Genomic DNA, 19496 nt, shown 5'->3' with positions numbered 1-19496 from the left:
CCACCCCCCCCCCCCGCCCCCCCCCCCCCCCCCCCCCCCCCCCCCCCCCCCCCCCCCCCCCCCCCCCCCCCCCCCCCCCCCCCCCCCCCCCCCCCCCCCCCCCCCCCCCCCCCCCCCACGACTGCCCACGGGGCGGCAGTGGGTCAGCCGCGCTCGAGGTCTGCCCACGCCGAGTGGGCAGAGCACGACTGCCGACGGGGAGGTCCAGCCGGTACCGGCCGCTCAGGTCGTGCCGGGCGGCGACGGCAGGGTCAGGCGCGGGTGCCGCGGTGCAGGGCGACGACCCCGCCGGTCAGGTTGCGCCACGCGACGTCGCCCCAGCCGGACTCCTGCAGCCACGTCGCCAGCTCCGGCTGCGCCGGCCACGCCCGGATCGACTCGGCCAGGTAGACGTAGGCCTCCGGGTTGCTGCTGACCGCCCGCGCGATCGGGGGCAGCGCCCGCATCAGGTACTCGGTGTAGACGGTGCGGAACGGCGCCCAGGTGGGGCGGGAGAACTCGCAGACCACCAGGCGCCCGCCGGGCCGGGTGACCCGGTGGAACTCGCGCAGCGCCTGCCGCGGATCGGCGACGTTGCGCAGCCCGAAGGAGATGACCACCCCGTCGACGCTCTCGTCGGCCAGCGGCAGCGCCATCGCGTCACCGGCCACCTTCGGCACCCGGCGCGATGCCCCGGCGCGCAGCATCCCCTGGGAGAAGTCGCAGGCGATGGCGCGCACGCCCCCCGCCGCGAGCTCGACCGTGGAGACCGCCGTCCCGGCCGCGACGTCCAGCACCGTCGAGCCCGGCCGGGCGTCCAGCGCCTCGCGGGTGGCCCGCCGCCAGCCGCTGTCCAGCCCGCCGGAGAGGACGGTGTTGGTCAGGTCGTAGCGCCCGGCGACCCGGTCGAACATCGCCGCGACGTCGGCCGGGGCCTTGTCCAGCCCGGCGCGCACGCCGCCCCCGTCAGGTCGTCCACCGGTCGCCACCCCGGGGACGCTACCTGCGCGCCTCCTACCCTGGAGCGGTGAGCCCGGCCGCGTCCTCCCCTCCCACCGCGGCTGTCGTCACCACCACCGCGCTGGGCCGGCGGCGCACCCCGCTGCTCACCCTGGTCCCCTCCGACGGTGCGCTGGCCTGGGTCCGCCGCGGCGAGGGGCTGGTCGGCTGGGGCGAGGCCGACCGGCTGGAGGTCTCCGGCCCCGACGCGCTGGCCACCGCCGCCGCCTGGTGGGCCGACCGCTGCGCCCGCACCGAGGTCCACGACCCGGTGGGCGTCCCCGGGTCCGGCCCGGTGGTCTTCGCCTCCGTCGCCTTCGACCCGGCGGCGTCGAGCTCGGTGTTCGTCGTCCCGGAGGTGGTGGTCGGCCGGCGCGACGGCGCCACCTGGGTCACCGTCACCGGGGACGCCGGCGCCGAGGAGCGGGCGGTCGTGGAGACCTCGCCGTCGGTGACGACGACGTCGATCGGCCAGCTGCGCTACGCCGACGGGTCGCTGGACCCGGCCACCTGGTGCGCCGCCGTCGAGGCCGCGGTCGCCCGGATCGACGCCGGGGCGCTGGACAAGGTGGTGCTCGCCCGCGACCTGCTGGTCAGCGCCGACGAGCCGATCGACCCCCGCCGGCTGCTGCTGCGACTGGCCGAGCGCTTCCCCGACTGCTGGACCTTCGCCGTCGACGGCCTGCTCGGCGCCACCCCGGAGCTGCTGCTGCGCCGCACCGGTGACCAGCTCTCCGCCCGGGTGCTCGCCGGCACCGCCCCGCGCGGCGCGGGAGCCGAGGACGAGCGGCTCGCCGTCGCGCTGGAGCACTCCGTCAAGGACCTCGCCGAGCACGGCTACGCCGTCCGCTCCCTGGTCGACGCGCTGCACCCCTACTGCGCGTCGATGGACGTCCCGCCCGGCCCGTCGCTGCTGACCCTGCCCAACGTCCGACACCTCGCCACCGACGTGCGCGGCCGCCAGCACGGCGACGCCGACCTGCTGGAGCTCGTCTCCGCCGTGCACCCCACGGCGGCGGTCTGCGGCACCCCCACCGATCGCGCCGCGGCGCTGATCGGCGAGCTGGAGGGCATGGACCGCGGCCGGTACGCCGGCCCGGTCGGCTGGCTCGACGCCCGCGGCGACGGCGAGTTCGGGCTGGCCCTGCGCTGCGCGCAGCTGACCGGCGCCGAGGGCGGCCGGCAGGCCCGGCTGTTCGCCGGCTGCGGGATCGTCTCCGGCTCCGACGCGGCGGCCGAGCTCGCCGAGACGCAGGCGAAGTTCGCGGCCGTGCAGGCAGCCCTGGAGGACTGAGCGCCCGCCGGGTCACCCGGACGAGCGGAGGCGCCGCCGGTGGAGTCAAGACGGGGAGCCTCCCGGCCGACGTCTCACAGGTGTTGTCCGCCGCCCCACCGCCGCCGGCCCACGGGCGCCGCGCGGTGGCCGGCGTCACCGTGCTGGGCCTCGCGGCCGCCCTCGTGCTGTCGGCTGCGCTGACGGAGGGCACGCCGTCGTCCGCCATCAGCTTCCTGGTGGTCAGCACCGGGGCCGCGATCGCCGCGTGGATCGGGGCTCGGCGGGAACCGCGCTCGTCGACCAGCCGATGGCTCGCCGTGGCGCTGACCCTCAACGCCCTCGGTGACCTGCTCTGGCAGCTGGTCACCACCGCCCACGGCAGCGCGCTGGACGTCTCGGTGGCGGACGTGGCCTACATCGGCTCCTACATCGCCCTGGCGGCCGCACTGCTCAGACTCGGGCACGACGGCGGACCGAGCACCCGGGCCCGCTTCCACTCCGTGCTCGACGGCACGTCCATGCTCGTCATCGCCCTGCTGGTGGTCTGGCAGGCCTCCGTGCGGACCACGCTGTTCGACGCCTCGCTCGCCCTGGAGACCCGGGTCGTCTGGGCGTCCTACCCCGTCCTGGACGCCGTGGCCCTGGGGCTGGTCGTCCGGGGGGCCGTGCTCTACCGCCGGCTGGGCACGTCCCCGCTGCTGCTCGCCCTGGGAACCGCCGCGTGGCTGGGTTCGGACCTGGGATGGCTGGTGATCGGCGACGCGGACACCGCCAGCGGCTGGCTGGACGCCGGCTGGCTGGTCGGCTCGGTGCTGCTCGCCCTCTCGACGTGGACCTCCCGCAGGAGCGCGAGGGCGACCCCGCGCCCGCACCACGCCGTCGTGGGCCGCTGGCGGATGACCCTGGCCTTCCTGCCGCTGCTCGTGCCGAGCGTCCTGGAGCTCGAGGCGTGGCTGGAGGGGGAGGACCTGGATCCGCTGCCGGGGCTGCTGGCCACCCTCGCCCTCACCGTCCTGGTCGTGGTCCGGGCGCAGCGGCTGCTGACCGAGAGCGCGCGCTCCCGGGCGCTGGTCCGCTCCCAGGCCCGCCGGTCCGAGGCCCTCGCCGTGAACTCCTCCGACGGAGTCGTGGTCGTCGACCCGGCAGGGCGGCTGGTGGCCGACTCCCGGTCGATGGCCGAGCTGCTCGGCCAGCCCGGCGTCGCCGGCGACTCGCTGCCGGCGATGCTGTCCACCATCGGCGTCGACCCCGCCGACGTACTGGCCGTGCTGGCCCGGGCCCGGCAGCAGAAGGGCACGCCGTCGGAGCTGGAGCTGCGGGGCGGCCACCCCGACGGCGGCACCGTCTGGCTGGGCGGGCGAGCCGTCGACCTGGTCGACGACCCGGACGTGGGCGGCATCGTGGTGAGCGTCTACGACATCACCGCCCGCAAGCTCGCCGAGCAGGAGCTGGCCCACCAGGCGTTCTACGACGCGCTGACCGGCCTGGCCAACCGCTCGCTGTTCCTGGACCACACCGAGCAGGCGCTGCGCCGGGCCGGCCGTACCGGCAGCCCACCGATCGTGCTGTGCCTGGACCTGGACGGTTTCAAGGACGTCAACGACAGCCTCGGCCACCTGGCCGGCGACGACCTGCTGCGCACCGTCGGGCACCGGCTGCGGGACGCCGTCCGCAGTGCGGACACCGTGGCCCGGCTGGGTGGTGACGAGTTCGCCGTCCTGGTCGACGACACCCGCGGGGGGCTGCCCGAGGCAGCCGAACTCGCCCAGCGGCTGCTGGACGTGATCGGGGCACCGATCGACCTCGGCGGGCACCGGGTCTCGGTGGCCGCCAGCATCGGCATCGTCGCCGCGGAGGCGTCGGCGACCCCGCTGTCGCTGTTCCGGGACGCCGACATCGCCATGTACCGGGCCAAGTCCGCCGGCCGGGCGCAGTGGGTGGTCTTCGACCCGGAGATGCGCGCGGCCGCGCTGGAGCGGATCGAGCTGGAGCGCCAGCTGGCCGGTGCGCTGGACGCCGGGCAGCTGCGGCTGGTCTACCAACCGGTGGTCTGCCTGGCCACCGAGCGGGTCGTCGGCTTCGAGGCGCTGCTGCGCTGGCACCACCCGGTGCTCGGCCCGATCGGGCCGGACCGGTTCGTCCCGGTCGCCGAGGACTCCGGGCTGATCGTGCCGATCGGCCGCTGGGTGCTCGCCGAGGCCACCCGCACCGCCGCCCGCTGGCAGCGTGCCCACCCGCGCAGCACCCCGCTGTCGATGGCGGTCAACGTCTCACCCCGTCAGCTGGCCGGCGGCACGCTGGTCGGGCACGTCGCCGAGGCGTTGTCCGACAGCGGCACCGTGCCCTCGTCGCTCGTGCTGGAGGTCACCGAGACCGCGCTGGTCACCGACCGGTCCGCGGTCGCCGAGCGGCTCGCCGAGCTGCGCGCGCTGGGCACCCGCCTGGCGCTGGACGACTTCGGCACCGGCTACTCGTCGCTGAGCTGGCTGCGCCAGTTCGACGTCGACGTGCTCAAGATCGACCGCTCGTTCGTCAGCCTGCTCGACGGTTCCCCGGACGACGCGGCGATCGTGCACGGTCTGGTCCAGCTGGGCCGCACGCTGCGGCTGGAGGTGGTGGCCGAGGGCGTCGAGACCGCTGCCCAGCGGGACCGGCTGCGCGCCGAGCGCTGCGACCTGGCGCAGGGCTACCTGTTCGCCACACCGCTGGAAGAGGCGGAAGCGGAGCTGCTGCTCCTGCGCGAGTCGAGCCCGGCGCCCCGCGCCCAGGCCTGAGGCGGCCGGTCAGCCCCGGGCGACGCTCAGCGCCGTCGCCGCCGCCGCACGTAGCTGCCCGGCCAGTTCGGCCTCGGCCGCGGCGTCCGTGCGGACCACGACGACCCGCGGCCCGCCCGCGCTCAGCGCCGCGACCAGCTGCTCGGGGTCGGCGACCGCGGTGGCCGCCCAGCCCAGCGACCGGGCCACCGCCACCAGGTCGCGCCCGTGCGGGGTGCCGAACACCCGCCGGTAGCCGGCGGCGTACTGCGGCTGGCCGGGCTCGAGCTGGGCGAAGATGCCGCCGCCGTCGTTGTCCGGGACGACGACGGTGAGGTCCGGCTGCCGCTCGCCCTCGCCGGTGAGCAGGCCGGTGAGGTCGTGCAGGAACGTCAGGTCGCCCATCAGCGCGAACGCCGGGCCACCGCCGGCCCCCTGGTGCGCCAGGGCGGCGCCGACGGCGGTGGAGATGGTGCCGTCGATGCCGGCGACGCCGCGGTTGGCCAGCACGGTGAGGCCTGGCCGGGGCACCGCCAGCCGGTCGACGTCGCGGACCGGCGTCGACGACCCGAGCACCAGCAGCGCCCCCGCCGGGAGGGTGGCGACCACGTCGCGCGCCAGCCGCGCGGCGGTGAGCGCCCGCCCGGGCCGGTCGTCGAGCAGCGCGTCGACGGCGACGCCCACCCGCTCGGCGGCCGCCGACCACTCGGCCGCCCAGCCGCGCCCCGCGCGCGGGCCGCCCTCCCGCCAGGAGCTGCCGGGGTCCAGGTGCGCGCTGCCGACCAGCGTGCTCCCCCGGCCGGGATCGGCCCAGCGGGGCGCCGGGGCGTAGGTCTCGACCAGCACGTCCGGGTCGGCGAGCAGCGCGGAGACCGGGCGGGACAGCGTGGGGCGGCCGACCACCAGCACCCGGTCGGGCCGGTGCTCGGCCAGCCACTCCGGCGCGCCCAGCAGCAGCGCCGGCCCGCGCAGCGCTCCGGCGGCGCCCCACGCGCCGCTGCTGGGCTCGGCGAGCACCGGCCAGCCCCGCTGGTCGGCGAGGACGGCGGCGGCCCGGCCGACACCGAGCGGCGCGTCGCCGGCGATGAGCAGGGTGCGCGCCCCGGCCGGGTCGGGCCCGGTGAGCGGCGCCCCCCGAGGCGTGCCGCCGCCGGGCACGGCAGCGGTCCACGGCGCGCCGTCCGGGCGGCCGGCGAACGGGCCGCCGGGCAGCGGCGGGCGGACGCCGGGGGTGACGTCGTCGGGCAGCAGCGGCTCGCGCAGCGCCAGGTTCAGGTGCACCGGGCCGGGGTCGCCGGACAGCTCGCCGCGGGCCACCAGCAGCGCCTTGGCCACCAGCGAGCGCCAGTACCGGTTCTGCGCCACCTCGCGCCCGGCCTCGGGCACCCCGACGTCGGCGGCCCAGCGCACCGCCCGGCCGTAGAGCCCGGGCTGCTCGATCGTCTGGTTCGCCCCGGTCGACCGCAGCTCCGGCGGCCGGTCGGCGGTCAGGGCGAGCAGCGGCACCCCGCTGGCGTCGGCCTCCAGCACCGCGGCGTGCAGGTGCGCGGTCGCCGTGCCGGAGGTGGTGAGCACCGGCACCGGGCCCCCGCCGGCCTTGGCCAGCCCCAGCGCGAGGAACGCCGCCGTCCGCTCGTCGATGCGCACGTGCAGCCGCAGCCGGCCGGCGGTCTCGGCGTCGGCGAGCGCCAGCGCCACCGGGGCGGACCGGGAGCCGGGTGAGACGACCGCGTCGGTGACCCCGCCGCGGACCAGCTCGTCGACGAGCACCCGGGCGAAGGCGGTGGCCGGGTTCACGGCGCCTGCACCGCGGCGAGCCGCTCGCGCCAGCGCCGCTCGGTCTCCGGGTCCGCGGTGGTCTCGGCCAGCCGGTCGGGCACCGAGCGGGTCACCGGCAGCGCGCCGTCGACCGGCAGCAGCGGCTCGCTGGCGACGTCGGCGGTGAACAGCGCGACCGTCGCCAGCCCGCAGGCGAACGGCAGCTCCGGCAGCGCCGCCGCCAGGGCGACCCCGGCGGCGATGCCGACCGAGCTCTCCAGCGCCGAGGAGACCACGCACGGCAGCCCGTGCGCCTCGGCCACCTCCAGCGCGGCCCGGACCCCACCCAGCGGCTGCACCTTGAGGACGACGACGTCGGCGGCCTCCCGCAACGGCACCCGGCGGGGGTCGACCGCGCGGCGGACCACCTCGTCGGCGGCGATCCGCACGTCGACCCGGCGGCGCAGCGCGGCCAGCTCCTCGACGGTGGCCACCGGCTGCTCGGCGTACTCCAGGCCGACCCGGCGGTCCAGCGCGGTCAGCCGGTCGGCGGCGGTGTCGACGTCCCAGGCGGCGTTCGCGTCGACCCGGATCGCGCCGGCGGGCCCCAGCGCGTCGCGGACCGCCTCGACCCGGGCCAGGTCGTCGGCGAGCGTCTGCCCGCGCTCGGCGACCTTCACCTTCGCCGTCCGGCAGCCCGAAGCGAGCACGATCTCGTGCGCCCGCTCGGGGCCGACCGCCGGCACCGTCACGTTCACCGGCACCGTGCCACGCACCGGGTCGGGCCAGCCGAGCACCGCGGCCTCGTGCGCGCTGGCCCACCAGCGCCGGCTCTCGGCGACGTCGTAGTCCCAGAACGGGGAGAACTCGCCCCAGCCGGCCGGGCCGCGGACCAGCACGCCGTCGCGCACGTCCAGCCCGCGGAAGCGGTTGCGCAGCGGCAGGCGGTAGACGTGCGCCTCCAGCGCCGTACCGGCGCCGCCGGCTGCCGGGGCGATCACCCGCCCAGCCTAGAGCGCACCCGGGCGCCCGGGCCGTGCGCAGTACCGTGGCTCCCCGTGTCCCGGCAGCTGACCCTCGTGCCGGCACCCTCCCCCGAGGAGCCCACCGCGGTGCTGGGCACCGTGTGGCCCGCCCTGCGCGCCGCGCTGGACGGAGGTGCCCCGCTGGCCGTGCTGCCCGCGGGCGACGGCCCGGCGGCCGTCGCCCGCGAGGTGCTGCGCCCCGACGAGCCACTCGAGCCGGGCACCGACCTGGTCGTGGTGACCTCCGGCTCGACCGGCACCGGGAAGGGGGTGCTGCTGTCCGCCGCAGCGCTGCGCGCTTCCGCCACCGCCACGCTGGACCAGCTGGGCGGCCCCGGCAGCTGGCTGCTGGCGCTGCCGGTCTCCGCCGTCGGCGGACTGCAGGTGCTGGTGCGCAGCGCACTGGCCGGCCGGGAGCCGGTGGCGCTGGGCCGCGGGGAGCCGCTGGCCGCCGCCGCTGCCCGGCTGCCGGCCGGAGACCGCCGGTACACCTCCCTGGTGCCCACCCAGCTGCGCCGGTACCTGGCCGAGGAGCCAGACGCGCTGGCGTCCTTCGACGCCGTGCTGGTCGGTGGTGCGGCCACCGATGCCGCGCTGCTGGCCCGGGCTCGCGCCACCGGGGTGCGCGTGGTCCGGACCTACGGGATGAGCGAGACCGCCGGCGGCTGCGTCTACGACGGGGTGCCGCTGGACGGCGTCTCGGTGCGGGTGGCCGACGGGATCGAGCTGGCCGGGCCGGTGCTCGCGCACGGGTACCGGCGCGACCCGGCAGCCACCGCCGCGGCCTTCCACGACGGCTGGTTCCGCACCCGGGACGCCGGCGCTCTGTCCCCCGACGGCACCCTCACCGTGCACGGCCGACTGGACGACGTGGTCATCAGCGGCGGGGTGAACGTCTCACCCCAGGCGGTCGAGGCGGTGCTGCGCGAGCACCCCGCGGTGGCCGACGCCGTCGTCACCGGGCTGCCCGACCCGGAGTGGGGCCAGCGGGTGGTCGCCGCCGTCGTCCCCGCCCCGGGCGCCGTCCCCGAGCTGGCCGAGCTGCGGCCCTGGGTGGCCGACCGGCTCGGCGCCGCCGCCGCGCCGAAGGACCTGCACCTGATCGACGCCGTCCCGACCCTGCACACCGGCAAGCCCGACCGCCGTGGTGTCGCACGCACGCTGAGAGGAACCGACTGATGGCGACCCCCGCCCAGTGGCTGGCGGGCGCCCGCCCCCGCACCCTGCCCGCCGCCCTCGCGCCGGTGTTCGTCGGCAGCGGGGTGGCCGCGGCGCTCGACGGGTTCCGCCTGGTGCCCGCGCTGCTCGCGCTGCTCGTCGCGCTCGCCCTGCAGGTGGCGGTGAACTACGCCAACGACCACTCCGACGGCAAGCGCGGCACCGACGCCGACCGGGTGGGCCCGATGCGGCTGGTCGGCTCCGGCGCCGCCACCGCCCGGCAGGTGCTGGTCGCCGCGATGATCGCCTTCGCCGTCGCCGCGGTGGCCGGCCTGGCGCTGGCGGCCCTCTCCAGCTGGTGGCTGGTGCTGGTCGGCGCGGTGAGCATCCTGGCCGCCTGGACCTACACCGGCGGACCGATCCCCTATGGCTACCGGGCGCTGGGCGAGGTGTTCGTCTTCGTCTTCTTCGGCCTGGTCGCCGTGGTCGGGACGACGTTCGCGCAGACCCGCTCGCTGGACGGGCTGGCGTTCGCGGCCGCGGTGCCGATCGGGCTGTGCTCGGTGGCGCTGCTGGTGGTCAACAACCTGCGTGACGTGCACGGGGACGCCGCCGTCGGCAAGCGCACCCTGGCGGTGCTGCTGGGCGAGGCCCGCACCCGGCTGTTCTTCACCGGGCTGCTCGTGGTGGTCTTCGCCGCGATCGTGCTCATCGGCCTGGCCCGGCCGTGGGCACTGCTGGCGCTGCTGGCCGCACCGCTGGCCGTGCCGCCGGTGCGCACCGTGCTCAGCGGCGGCCGCGGCCCCGCGCTGATCGACGCGCTGCAGGGCACCGGCCGGCTCACCCTCGCCGTCGGCGTGCTGCTCGCCGTCGGCCTGGCCCTCAGTTGAGGCCGGCAGGAAACCGGGGCGCACCCCGCGCGGGGACGGCGCCCGGCTTCGCCCTGCTGCTCCTGGCCGCGGTCCTCGCCGTGGGCACGCTGGCGCTGGCGTGGGGGCCCGCACTCGGGGACGGCCGCAGCCAGGTCTGCCTCGACCGCGGAGCGCCGTACGCCCCGCCCTACGAGAGCTGGCGCGTCCACGCTGAGAGCTCCGCGCTCCCGCTGGGCGTCACCTGCACGTGGTCCGACCCGGCCACCGGTGACGTCGTCCGCCAGGAACCGGCCTGGGCGCCCACGGCGCTGGCCGGCGCGAGCGCCGCCTCGGGCCTCGGGTGGCTCGCGTTCGCCGGTGCCCGCCGACGTCAGCCCTAGGCCGCCGAGTCGTCGCCGCGGAGCTCCGCGCGGAGCTGCTGCTTGCGGATGCTGCGCGCGGCGATCGCCTCGGTGAGCCGGTCACGCATCGGGCGCAGCGCCAGGTAGGCCACCGGCATGCCCAGCAGCAGACCGAACAGCAGCGCCGGGAAGCCCGGCAGCCCGAGCACCCAGATCAGCGCCACCAGCGCGGCGACGATCGCCAGCCGGGCGAAGGTGTAGGCCAGCAGCCAGGGCACCAGCGGTGGCGGCTCCGCCGGCCCGCCGGTCGGCCCCACCGGGTTCACCGGGTTCACCGGTGCCTGCGCGTCGTCAGCCACGACGTCCCTCCCCCTTGGTCGCAGCGGGGGTGACCCGCTGCCCGACGTTCCTGTCGTCAGCCACGGCGACCCTCCCACTTGGTCGAGAGGACGACCGTGGTGCGGGTGCGGGCGACGCCTCGGATCCGGTTGATGGCACTGATGGTGTCCTCCAGGGCGGGGATGTCGGGCACCCGCACCTTCAGCACGTAGCCCTCGCTCCCGGCCACCCGCCAGCAGTCCTCCACCGGGGGCAGCGCGGCCAGCGCCTCCTCCAGGCCGACGTCGTCGACCTGGTCGCTCTCGATCACGCCGACCAGCGCGGTCACTCCCAGGCCCACCGCCGCCGGGTCGACCACCGCGCGGTACCCGGTGATCACCCCCGCGGCCTCCAGCTTGCCCACCCGCTCGTGCACCGAGGGCGCCGACAGCCCCACCTGCCGGGCGAGTTCGGCGTAGCTGGCCCGCCCGTTCGCCCCCAGCAGCGCGATCAGCTGCTCGTCCACCGCGTCGATGACGCCCCTCCGGTCCTGCCGTGGTCGCACCCGGCGCCTGAGGAGCCGCTGTGCCCGGTCTGTGGACCCGCACCCTGGGGCGCGAGATCACCGGGTACCAGTATCGGCGCGGTCGTACATTGGGTGCTGACGAGGGGGGTGGACCGATGGTCTTCCTGGTGATGCTGGTGATCGCTGCCGTGGTGGTCGTGCTCGTGATGCGGGCTGCCGCGGCTCAGAACGGGGGTTCCGGCGGCTCAGGTGGGATCGGTCGGCCCGGTGCCGGGCCCCGGCCACCACGGCCGCCCCGGGCGCAGCGCCCGACCCGGCCGGTGGCGCCCGACGACGACCCGGAGTTCCTCCGGGAGCTCGAGCGACGGGCCCGACGGGACGACGGCAGCCTGAGCTGACCCGCCGCCCCTGATCAGACGACGCGAGCCGTCAGCCTCTCCGGAGAGGCTGACGGCTCGCGTCGTTCGCGGGCGGCCGGGAGTGGGTCAGGCGGCGGTGCGGCCGAACAGCCGGCGCCAGCCACCCCGTCGCGGACCAGCGGACCGCTCCGCGACGTCGTCCTGCACCCGGGCCTGGTCCGTGGCCCCCTCGGTGTCCAGGTCGCCGGGCCAGCCCAGACCCGTGCCGTCGGCCGGGTCGCCCGGCCAGCCGAGGCCGCCCTGACCGGCGGCGTGCCGGGGACCGGACGGCTCCGGCCGCTGCTCCAGCGCCGCCGCGACGAGCGGGTGCACCGACGCGCCCTCAGCTGCCACGTGCCTACCCACAGTGAACTCCACCGGGTTCAGTCATGACCCGAGGATGGCACGACCCCCGGCCTGGCCGCGAGCCACCGTCGTTCCGCTCGGGACCGTTTCACCCGATCGTGACGCTGGGTGACCAGTCGGTCAATTGACCCCGCCGTAGCTGTGCAGCCCGGTGGAGACCAGGTTGACGAACAGCAGGTTGAAGATCACCACGGCAAAGCCGACGATGTTGATCCAGGCCGCCGGACGCCCCCGCCAGCCGGACGTGGTCCGGGCGTGCAGGTAGGCCGCGTAGACCACCCAGGAGATGAACATCCAGGTCTCCTTCGGGTCCCAGCCCCAGAACCGACCCCAGGCGCTCTCCGCCCAGATCGCCCCGGCGATGAGGGCGAACGTGTAGATCGGGAACCCGAAGACCGCGGTGCGGTGCGCGGTGCGGTCGAGTGCGGCCGCGGAGGGCAGCCGGTCGAGCAGGGACGGCGCCAGCGTTTCCCCGGCCGCGGCCCGGGACTCCCGGCGGCTACGGACCAGGAACAGCACGCTCGCTACGCCGCTGACCAGCAGGACACCGGAGCCCAGCACCGCGCTGCTCACGTGCACCGCCAGCCAGCTGGACCGCAGCGCGGCCACCAGCGGACCGGTCTCCACGTAGAGGAACAGCCCGATCAGCACCAGCGAGACGACCACCGGGCCCAGCACGAAGACGCCGATGTGCCGCAGCACCGGTGCCCGCACGGCGAGCACCGTGTAGGCGACGACCGCCACGAGCACCACCGCGGTGGCGAACTCGTACATGTTGCCCCAGGGCAGCCGGTCGGCGGCCAGGCCGCGGGCGACCAGCACCCCGGCGTGGGTCAGCACGCCGGCGACCGTCAGCACCACGGCGACCAGGCCGAGGCGGCGCGCCCGACCGGGCTCGGACACCGTCTCGGCGCGGTCGGCCGGCGCGGCCGGACCGCTGCCCGCGGCGACCAGCTCCCGGTCCTCCGCCCGGGCCGTCCGGCCGAAGGCGAGCTCGGCGCAGAACGCCACCACGGCCAGGGAGTACAGCCCCACCGTGACGGAGAACAGGGTGTCGGACAACGCGGCGAGCGTCTCGTCGATCACGACGGCGGGCCCTCTCTGTGGAGCACGCGGACCGGAAGGGTCAGCTGACCCCGCCGTAGCTGTGCAGCCCGGTGGAGACCAGGTTGACGAACAGCAGGTTGAAGATCATGACCACCAGGCCGACGATGTTGATCCACGCGGCGGGCCGGCCGCGCCAGCCGGACGTGGTCCGGGCGTGCAGGTAGGCGGCGTAGACCACCCAGGCGATGAACGCCCAGGTCTCCTTGGGGTCCCAGCCCCAGAACCGACCCCAGGCGCTCTCCGCCCAGATCGCCCCGGCGATGACCGCGAACGTCCAGATCGGGAAGCCGAAGACGGCGGTGCGGTGCGCAGTGCGGTCCAGCGCCGCCGCCGAGGGGAGCCGGTCCAGCAGCGAGGGCGCCAGGACCTCCCCCGCCGCGGCCCGGGACTCCCGACGGCTGCGCACCAGGTACAGGGTGCTGGCGATCCCGCTGACGAAGAAGATCCCGAAGCCCAGCGTCGCGGTGCTCACGTGCACGGCCAGCCAGCTGGACCGCAGCGCGGCCACCAGCGGGCCGGTCTCCACGTAGAGAAACAGCCCGATCAGCACCAGCGAGACGACGACCGGCGCCATCACGAAGACGCCGATGTGCCGCAGGGCGGGCGCCCGCACCGCCAGCACCGCGTAGGCGACCACCGCCACGAGCACCACCGCGGTGGAGAACTCGTACATGTTGCCCCAGGGCAGCCGGTCGGCGGCCAGGCCGCGGGTGACCAGCACCCCGGCGTGGGTCAGCACGCCGGCGACGGTGAGGCCCATCGCGAGCAGCCCCAGACGCCGGGCCCGGCTCGGCTCGGGCGCGGCGTCCGGCCCGGGGACGGCGTCGACCGGTGCGGCCGGGGCGTTGCCGGCCGCGACCAACTCGCGGGCGCGGGCGGGCCGGCCGAAGGCCAGCTCGGCGCAGAACGCCACCACGGCCAGGGAGTACAGGCCGACGGTGATGGAGAAGAGCGTGTCGGACAACGCGGCGAGCGACTCGTCGATCACGACGGCGGTGCCTCTCTCTCGGAGAACGGGGGCTGTGCCGGGGCGGCCGCGGCCAGCGCGCGCCTGACGTCGTCGGCCAGCTCGGTGAACCGGGGACCGGTGTCGGCGCTGCCCCGGGTCAGCGACCCGATCGACAGCACCATACCGCCGCCGCCGGCACCCGGGCCGACCCGGGCGAAGACCCGCTCACGGCGCACCAGGAGCATGCCCAGCAGGCCCACCAGCACCGCGATCGCCGCGCCGAGCACCCAGACCTGGCCGGGGTCGTGCGACAGCTGGAGCGCGGCGAACTGGCGGTAGCTGCTGAAGGTCACCACGGTGCCGTCGGGCAGCGTCGTCGACTCACCCACCGCCAGGTTGGCCCGGCCGACCTCGGTGAGCCGGTCCTGGTCGATCAGCCTCTGGTCGAGCGTGTAGACCGACTGCGGGAGCCCGGAGTCCAGGCCCAGATAGCCGGAGTAGACGAAGATCGCGACCTGGGGGTCCAGCGGCCGCGGGTCGACCGAGGTGAGCAGCCGGTCCTGGACGTCCCCGGTCGGAGCGAAGTAGCCCTGGATCGCCAGCTGTTCGTCGATCCCGGCGCCGAGGTCGGGGAGCTTGAGCGCGCCCTCACTGCCCAACGTCGCCTGCTCCGTGGGCAGGAACGGCGCGCAGACGTCGGTGATCGGCTCGGCGCCGGGCACGGCGACCGAGAAGCAGGGGCTGTACCCGTGGCCGGTCACGTACACCCGGTCGCCATCGGTCCGCAGCGGGTCGTTGACCCCGATCGTCGTCTGCTGGTCGGCGCCACCGCCGGCCGGGCCGTAGGAGATGTCTGCGGTGTAGGAGGCGGCGGTCTGGTCCTCCTCGTAGGTGGCCTGGAAGTCGTCCAGGTCCACGCACAGGTCGGACATCGAGCCGTTGTCGACCAGCGGGCCGGTGGAGTAGGTGTCGTACTGCTGGAAGCTGTTGCAGAAGCCGGAGCCCTCGGTGACCAGGATGCTGCCCTCGTAGCCCCACAGCTTCCCGCCGGCGAGGCCGAGCAGCAGCGCGAGCAGGGAGAGGTGGAACAGCACGTTGCCGGTCTCGCGCAGGTAGCCCTTCTCCGCCGACAGCTCCGGCCCCGCCCGCCCGTCGCGGCGGACCACGCGGTAGCGCCGGACCCGCAGCTCCTCCTCCACCACGTCCAGCGCCGCCGGCCCGGCCAGCGGGGTGGGCAGGGCGGCGGACTCCGGCAGTCGGTGCAGGTGCCGCGGCGCCGAGGGCGGCGGGGTGAACAGCGCGCGCCCGTGCTCGACCGCCCGGGGCAGCACGCAGCCGATCAGCGAGATGAACAGCAGCAGGTAGATCGCGGCGAACCACGGCGAGCTGAAGACGTCGAACGCGTAGAGCCGGTCCAGCCACGGCGCGAGCGTCGGGTGGTCGGCGAAGTACTGCCGGACGTTGGTCTGCGACAGCGATCGCTGCGGCAGCAGCGATCCGGGGATCGCGGCCAGCGCCAGCAGGAACAGCAAGATCAGCGCAGTGCGCATCGCGGTGAGCTGGCGCCACCAGCGCAACAGCCGGTTGGCCAGTCGGCGCCCGGCCGAGGGGCGCGGCGGCGGGGCGGGGGTGGCGGACGAGCGCGGCGGAGCGGTGATCGTCACAGCGGCGCACCCTCGGCCAGGCCGGTGGCGGCCAGCCAGCCCTGCAGCCAGCGCATCATCTCGGTCCACGCGCCGGTGACCAGCAGCAGCCCGACCAGCACCAGGACGGCGCCGCCGACGCGGGTGACCGCGCGGGCGTGGCGCTTGAGGAAGGACATCGCGCCGACCGCCCAGCGGGCGCCGAGGGCGACCAGCACGAAGGGCACGCCCAGCCCCAGGCAGTAGGCCAGGCTGAGAAGGGCGCCCCGGCCCGCGGTGGCCTGGTCGACGGCCAGGGAGAAGACGGCGGTCAGCGTGGGGCCCAGGCAGGGTGTCCAGCCCAGGCCGAAGACGACGCCGAGCAGCGGTGCCCCGGCCAGCCCGGTGACCGGGCGCACGGACAGCCGGGACGTGCGCTGCAGCAGCGGGAGCCAGCCCAGGAAACCGAGCCCGACCAGGACGGTGACCACGCCCATCACCCGGGTGATGACGTCGTTGTACTGCAGCAGGACCCGGCCCAGCCCGCCGAAGGCCGAGCCGGCGGCCACGAACACGACCGTGAAGCCGAGCACGAACAGCAGCGCGCCCAGGACCATCCGCCGGCGGGGTGCCCGCTCGTCCACCGCGGTGCGCGCGATGGTCGCGGTGCCGCCGCCGCTCGTCGGTGCGGCCGCGGTGCTCCCACCGCTCGTCGGAGCGGGGGCGGGGGCGCTCGTGCGGCCGCCGGTGCCGACCAGCCCGGTGACGTAGGAGAGGTAGCCGGGGACCAGCGGCAGCACGCAGGGCGAGGCGAAGCTGATCAGCCCGGCCAGCGCGGACACCAGCGCCGCCACCAGCAGCGGGCCGTCGGCGACCAGCTCCTTGACCGCGTCGACCACCTCAGGCCTCCCCGGTGAGCTGCGCCAGCACCGCGCGCAGGTCGTCCTGGCGCACCTCACCGGTGTACACCGCCGCGACCCGGCCGTCGCGGTCGAGCACGATCGTCGAGGGGATCGCCGCCGCCGGGTAGTCGCGGAAGGCCAGCGCCACCTCACCGCGCGGGTCGAACAGGGAGGGGAAGGTGATGCCCTTGCTCTCCAGGAACCGGGTGGCCAGCTGCTCGGTGTCCTTGACGTTCAGCCCGAGGAACTGCACGCCGTCGTCGGCGACCTCGGTGTAGACCTCCTGGAACAGCGGGGTCTCCACGCGGCAGGGCGCGCACCAGGAGCCCCAGAAGTTGAGCACGGCGACGTCCCCGGCCAGCTCGCCGGAATCCCACTCACCGCCGTCGAGCAACGTGCCGGAGAACTCCGGCGCGCTCTTCCGCTCGCCCTCCGGGATGACCTCGCCCTCCGGGGTGCTCTCGACGAACCGGAACTCCCCGCCGTTCGCGACGTCCACGGCGTCGGGGCCGGTGCTGCACCCCGCGAGCAGCGCGCCGCTCAACGCGACCGCCGCGGCCAGGTGCCTACGCACCGGGCACCGCGTCGGGGTCGGTGGCGCCGGCGGGCTCGGTGTAGGAGATGCCGACCAGCCGATCACCGGAGTAGGTGAAGGAGGTGACGCTGGCCAGCCCGCACTCCCGCCGGCGCGGGTCGTGCAGGTAGCTGCGCCCCTCCAGGTGCAGGCGCAGCGTCCAGATCGGCAGCTGGTGACTGACGCAGACCGCGGCGTGCCCCCGGGCGGCGTCGCGGGCGGTGGCGACGGCGCCGAGCATCCGCGCCGCGATCTCCCGGTACGGCTCGCCCCACGACGGCGTCCACGGGTTGCGCAGCCGCCACCAGTTGCCCGGGTGCTTGAGCGCACCGTCGCCGACCCCGAAGGCCTTGCCCTCGAAGGAGTTGCCGGCCTCGATCAGCCGCTCGTCGGTGGCGATCTCCAGCCCCAGCGTCTCGCTGATCGGCTGGGCGGTCTGCTGCGCGCGCTCCAGCGGGCTGGCCACCAGGTGGGTCACGCCCTTGTCGGCGAACCAGGCGGCCGCGGTGCGGGCCATGCCCTCACCGGCTGCGGACAGCCGGTAGCCGGGCAACCGGCCGTAGAGCACCCCGGACGGGTTGTGCACCTCACCGTGCCGCATCACGTGCACGACGGTCGTCTCGCCGGAATGGCCATTCTGGCGGGCGGTCGGGTCGCTCACGGCTGCAGCTCCTGGGCGTCGGTCGCGACCTTCGACGGTGCGGGGCCGCCCGCCGCTGCCGCGGCGGCCGAGGCGGCGGCGGGAAGTGCGTCGAGCACGTGCTCGACGGCCTCGTCGTCCAGTGCAGCGCTGACGAACCAGGCCTCGAACGCCGACGGCGGCAGGTACACGCCACGGGCGAGCATGGCGTGGAAGAAGGCGGTGTGCGCCGCGACGTCCTGGCTGCGGGCGTCGGCGTAGTCGCGCACCTGCCGCTCGTCCGGGACGAAGAACACCGAGAACATCGACCCGGCCTGCTGCACCCGGTGCGGCACGCCGGCGGCGAAGAGCGCGGCGCTGGCCGCGCCGCGCAGCGTGGCGGCGACCTCGTCGCAGTGCGCGTAGACCTCGTCGGTGCACAGCCGCAGCGTGGTGAGCCCGGCGGCGACGGCGACCGGGTTCCCGGCCAGCGTGCCCGCCTGGTAGACCGGCCCGGCCGGGGCGAGCTGCTCCATCACCTCGGCGCGGCCGCCGAACGCCGCCGCCGGCATGCCGCCGCCCATGACCTTGCCGAAGGTGAACAGGTCGGCGTCGACCGGGTCCAGGCCGTACCAGCCGGAACGGGACACCCGGAACCCGGTCATCACCTCGTCGACCAGCAGCAGTGCGCCGTGCTCGGCGGTGATCCGCCGCAGCTGGGCGTTGAAGCCGTCCAGCGGCGGGACGACGCCCATGTTGCCCGGCGCGGCCTCGGTGACGACGACGGCGATCTCGTGGCCGCGCTCGGCGAAGACCGCCTCGACCGCGGCGACGTCGTTGTAGGGGAGCACGATCGTGTCCGCGGCGGCCCCCGTGGTCACCCCGGGGGTGTCCGGCAGGCCCAGGGTGGCGACGCCGGAGCCGGCGGAGGCCAGCAGCGCGTCGACGTGGCCGTGGTAACAGCCGGCGAACTTGACCACCAGCGGCCGGCCGGTGAACCCGCGGGCCAGCCGGAGGGCCGACAGGACGGCCTCGGTGCCGGAGTTGACCAGCCGCACCCGCTCGACCGGGGCGACCCGGCCGGCGATCTCCTCGGCCAGCTCCGCCTCGCCGGCGGTGGGCGTGCCGAAGGTGAAGCCGTTGCGGGCCGCGGCCGTGACGGCGGCGACCACCTCGGGGTGCGCGTGGCCCAGGATCATCGGCCCCCAGGAGGCCACCAGGTCGACGTAGCGGCGGCCGTCGGCGTCGGTCAGCCACGGGCCGGACGCCGACGCCATGAACCGCGGTGTGCCACCGACGGCGCGGAAGGCGCGCACCGGGGAGTTGACCCCGCCCGGCGTCACCTGCCGGGCCCGGTCGAACAACTGCGCCGACGCCGGCGCCTCGTACGGGTAGGGCTCGGTCACGGCTCCACTCTCCCAGGCCGATCTGTGGAACCGCCGCCCCCGGGGTGCCCGGCCAGGATGGCGGCGGTCACAGCCTGCGGCGCACGGGTCGGCACCAGCACCGTGCCGCCGTCGTTCCGCCGCAGCGGCAGCCCGGTGCGACCCCGGGGCAGCGACCAGCCGCCGCCGAGGACGGGGGCGCCGGCGTCCACCCCCGCCGTGCCGGCCTGCACCGCGCGCAGGTGGGCGGCGTCGACGTCGGCCAGCGGGATCCGCTCCCGGCCGACGCTCAGCGCGGCGTCCGCGCCGCGGCCGCCGACCCGCACCGTCCAGGCCCGGCGCGCCGACAGCGTGCCGGCGGCCAGGACGCCCAGCACGAGCCCGGCGGCGACGGCGACCACCCCGGCCGACAGGCCGGGCAGCACCGCGGCGAGCACGAGCAGCCCGGCCAGCACGGCGGCAGCCAGCCAGAACGGGAGCCACGAGCCCCCGGGCTCGACGTAGGTCGAGTCCGCCGGGGGCGGTGACGTGCTGGAACGGCCCCGCTGCAGGGACCCGGCACGAGCTTG

19 protein-coding genes are annotated in these 19496 nt (G+C 76.2%); 5 read left to right on the top strand and 14 right to left on the bottom strand.

What is annotated here, in order from left to right; all coding sequences use genetic code 11:
* Positions 1-251: 251 nt before the first annotated feature.
* Positions 252-935 (bottom strand): demethylmenaquinone methyltransferase, encoded by a 684-nt coding sequence (locus ACI79Y_RS08480; protein ID WP_457158048.1) that lies wholly within the window; start codon positions 933-935, stop codon positions 252-254.
* Between the two features lie 71 nt (positions 936-1006).
* Between ACI79Y_RS08480 and ACI79Y_RS08475 the strand changes: the two genes are divergently transcribed.
* Positions 1007-2272, top strand: a complete 1266-nt coding sequence (locus ACI79Y_RS08475; RefSeq protein WP_457158047.1) for an isochorismate synthase — start codon at positions 1007-1009, stop codon at positions 2270-2272.
* An 80-nt stretch (positions 2273-2352) separates the two neighbouring features.
* Positions 2353-5028, top strand: a complete 2676-nt coding sequence (locus ACI79Y_RS08470; RefSeq protein ID WP_457158046.1) for a putative bifunctional diguanylate cyclase/phosphodiesterase — start codon at positions 2353-2355, stop codon at positions 5026-5028.
* A 9-nt stretch (positions 5029-5037) separates the two neighbouring features.
* On the opposite strand, the gene menD is transcribed toward ACI79Y_RS08470, so the two are convergent.
* Together menD and ACI79Y_RS08460 are read right to left on the bottom strand one after the other, a co-directional pair.
* Positions 5038-6804 carry a 2-succinyl-5-enolpyruvyl-6-hydroxy-3-cyclohexene-1-carboxylic-acid synthase gene (gene menD, locus ACI79Y_RS08465; RefSeq protein WP_457158045.1) on the bottom strand — a complete coding sequence of 589 codons (1767 nt, stop codon included), beginning with the start codon at positions 6802-6804 and terminating at the stop codon, positions 5038-5040.
* A complete protein-coding gene (locus tag ACI79Y_RS08460) occupies positions 6801-7766 on the bottom strand; it encodes an o-succinylbenzoate synthase (RefSeq protein ID WP_457158044.1) in 966 nt (321 codons plus the stop codon). Before ACI79Y_RS08460 ends, menD begins: the two co-directional genes overlap by 4 nt.
* Before the next feature lie 57 nt (positions 7767-7823).
* On the opposite strand from ACI79Y_RS08460, the gene menE reads away from it, so the two are divergent.
* Genes menE through ACI79Y_RS08445 form a run of 3 tightly spaced genes read left to right on the top strand, consistent with a single transcriptional unit; the run spans position 7824 to position 10200 of the window.
* Positions 7824-8969, top strand: a complete 1146-nt coding sequence (gene menE / locus ACI79Y_RS08455) for an o-succinylbenzoate--CoA ligase (RefSeq protein WP_457158043.1) — start codon at positions 7824-7826, stop codon at positions 8967-8969.
* Positions 8969-9838: a 1,4-dihydroxy-2-naphthoate polyprenyltransferase gene (locus ACI79Y_RS08450; RefSeq protein WP_457158042.1), complete on the top strand. Its 870-nt coding sequence runs from the start codon at positions 8969-8971 to the stop codon at positions 9836-9838. Before menE ends, ACI79Y_RS08450 begins: the two co-directional genes overlap by 1 nt.
* Positions 9835-10200, top strand: coding sequence for a hypothetical protein (locus tag ACI79Y_RS08445; protein WP_457158041.1), 366 nt, complete (start codon positions 9835-9837; stop codon positions 10198-10200). The genes ACI79Y_RS08450 and ACI79Y_RS08445 overlap by 4 nt, the downstream gene beginning before the upstream one ends.
* On the opposite strand, the gene ACI79Y_RS08440 is transcribed toward ACI79Y_RS08445, so the two are convergent.
* The 11 genes from ACI79Y_RS08440 to ACI79Y_RS08390 form a co-directional block, all read right to left on the bottom strand.
* On the bottom strand, positions 10197-10520 hold the full coding sequence (locus tag ACI79Y_RS08440) for a DUF4229 domain-containing protein (RefSeq protein WP_457158040.1): 324 nt from the start codon (positions 10518-10520) through the stop codon (positions 10197-10199). The genes ACI79Y_RS08445 and ACI79Y_RS08440 overlap by 4 nt on opposite strands.
* A 56-nt stretch (positions 10521-10576) precedes the next feature.
* Positions 10577-11005 (bottom strand): Lrp/AsnC family transcriptional regulator, encoded by a 429-nt coding sequence (locus ACI79Y_RS08435; protein ID WP_457078675.1) that lies wholly within the window; start codon positions 11003-11005, stop codon positions 10577-10579.
* A gap of 485 nt (positions 11006-11490) precedes the next feature.
* The gene (locus ACI79Y_RS08430; RefSeq protein WP_457158039.1) at positions 11491-11757 is read right to left on the bottom strand and encodes a hypothetical protein; all 267 of its coding nucleotides are present in this window, start codon (positions 11755-11757) and stop codon (positions 11491-11493) included.
* A gap of 132 nt (positions 11758-11889) precedes the next feature.
* Complete coding sequence (ccsB, locus tag ACI79Y_RS08425; protein ID WP_457158038.1) at positions 11890-12855, bottom strand: c-type cytochrome biogenesis protein CcsB; 966 nt, start codon at positions 12853-12855, stop codon at positions 11890-11892.
* A gap of 40 nt (positions 12856-12895) precedes the next feature.
* Positions 12896-13864, bottom strand: coding sequence for a c-type cytochrome biogenesis protein CcsB (gene ccsB, locus ACI79Y_RS08420; RefSeq protein ID WP_457158037.1), 969 nt, complete (start codon positions 13862-13864; stop codon positions 12896-12898).
* Complete coding sequence (gene resB, locus ACI79Y_RS08415) at positions 13861-15489, bottom strand: cytochrome c biogenesis protein ResB (protein ID WP_457158036.1); 1629 nt, start codon at positions 15487-15489, stop codon at positions 13861-13863. The genes ccsB (ACI79Y_RS08420) and resB overlap by 4 nt, the downstream gene beginning before the upstream one ends.
* Entirely contained in the window at positions 15486-16346 is an 861-nt protein-coding gene (locus ACI79Y_RS08410; protein ID WP_457158035.1) for a cytochrome c biogenesis CcdA family protein, read from the bottom strand. The genes resB and ACI79Y_RS08410 overlap by 4 nt, the downstream gene beginning before the upstream one ends.
* Position 16347: 1 nt before the next feature.
* Entirely contained in the window at positions 16348-16923 is a 576-nt protein-coding gene (locus ACI79Y_RS08405) for a TlpA family protein disulfide reductase (RefSeq protein WP_457158034.1), read from the bottom strand.
* Positions 16916-17584, bottom strand: coding sequence for a histidine phosphatase family protein (locus tag ACI79Y_RS08400; protein ID WP_457158033.1), 669 nt, complete (start codon positions 17582-17584; stop codon positions 16916-16918). Before ACI79Y_RS08400 ends, ACI79Y_RS08405 begins: the two co-directional genes overlap by 8 nt.
* A complete protein-coding gene (gene hemL / locus ACI79Y_RS08395) occupies positions 17581-18948 on the bottom strand; it encodes a glutamate-1-semialdehyde 2,1-aminomutase (protein ID WP_457158032.1) in 1368 nt (455 codons plus the stop codon). The genes ACI79Y_RS08400 and hemL overlap by 4 nt, the downstream gene beginning before the upstream one ends.
* Positions 18945-19382: a hypothetical protein gene (locus ACI79Y_RS08390; RefSeq protein ID WP_457158031.1), complete on the bottom strand. Its 438-nt coding sequence runs from the start codon at positions 19380-19382 to the stop codon at positions 18945-18947. The genes hemL and ACI79Y_RS08390 overlap by 4 nt, the downstream gene beginning before the upstream one ends.
* Between the last annotated feature and the right edge of the window lie 114 nt (positions 19383-19496).

Source organism: Modestobacter sp. SYSU DS0875, from assembly GCF_054050915.1.
This window is presented reverse-complemented; position numbering and strand designations above follow the sequence as displayed.

Coding starts and splice junctions, on each gene's coding strand:
- ACI79Y_RS08450 (WP_457158042.1), top strand. CDS start 8,969: ATGGCGACCCCCGCCCAGTGGCTGGCGGGCGCCCGCCCCCGCACCCTG.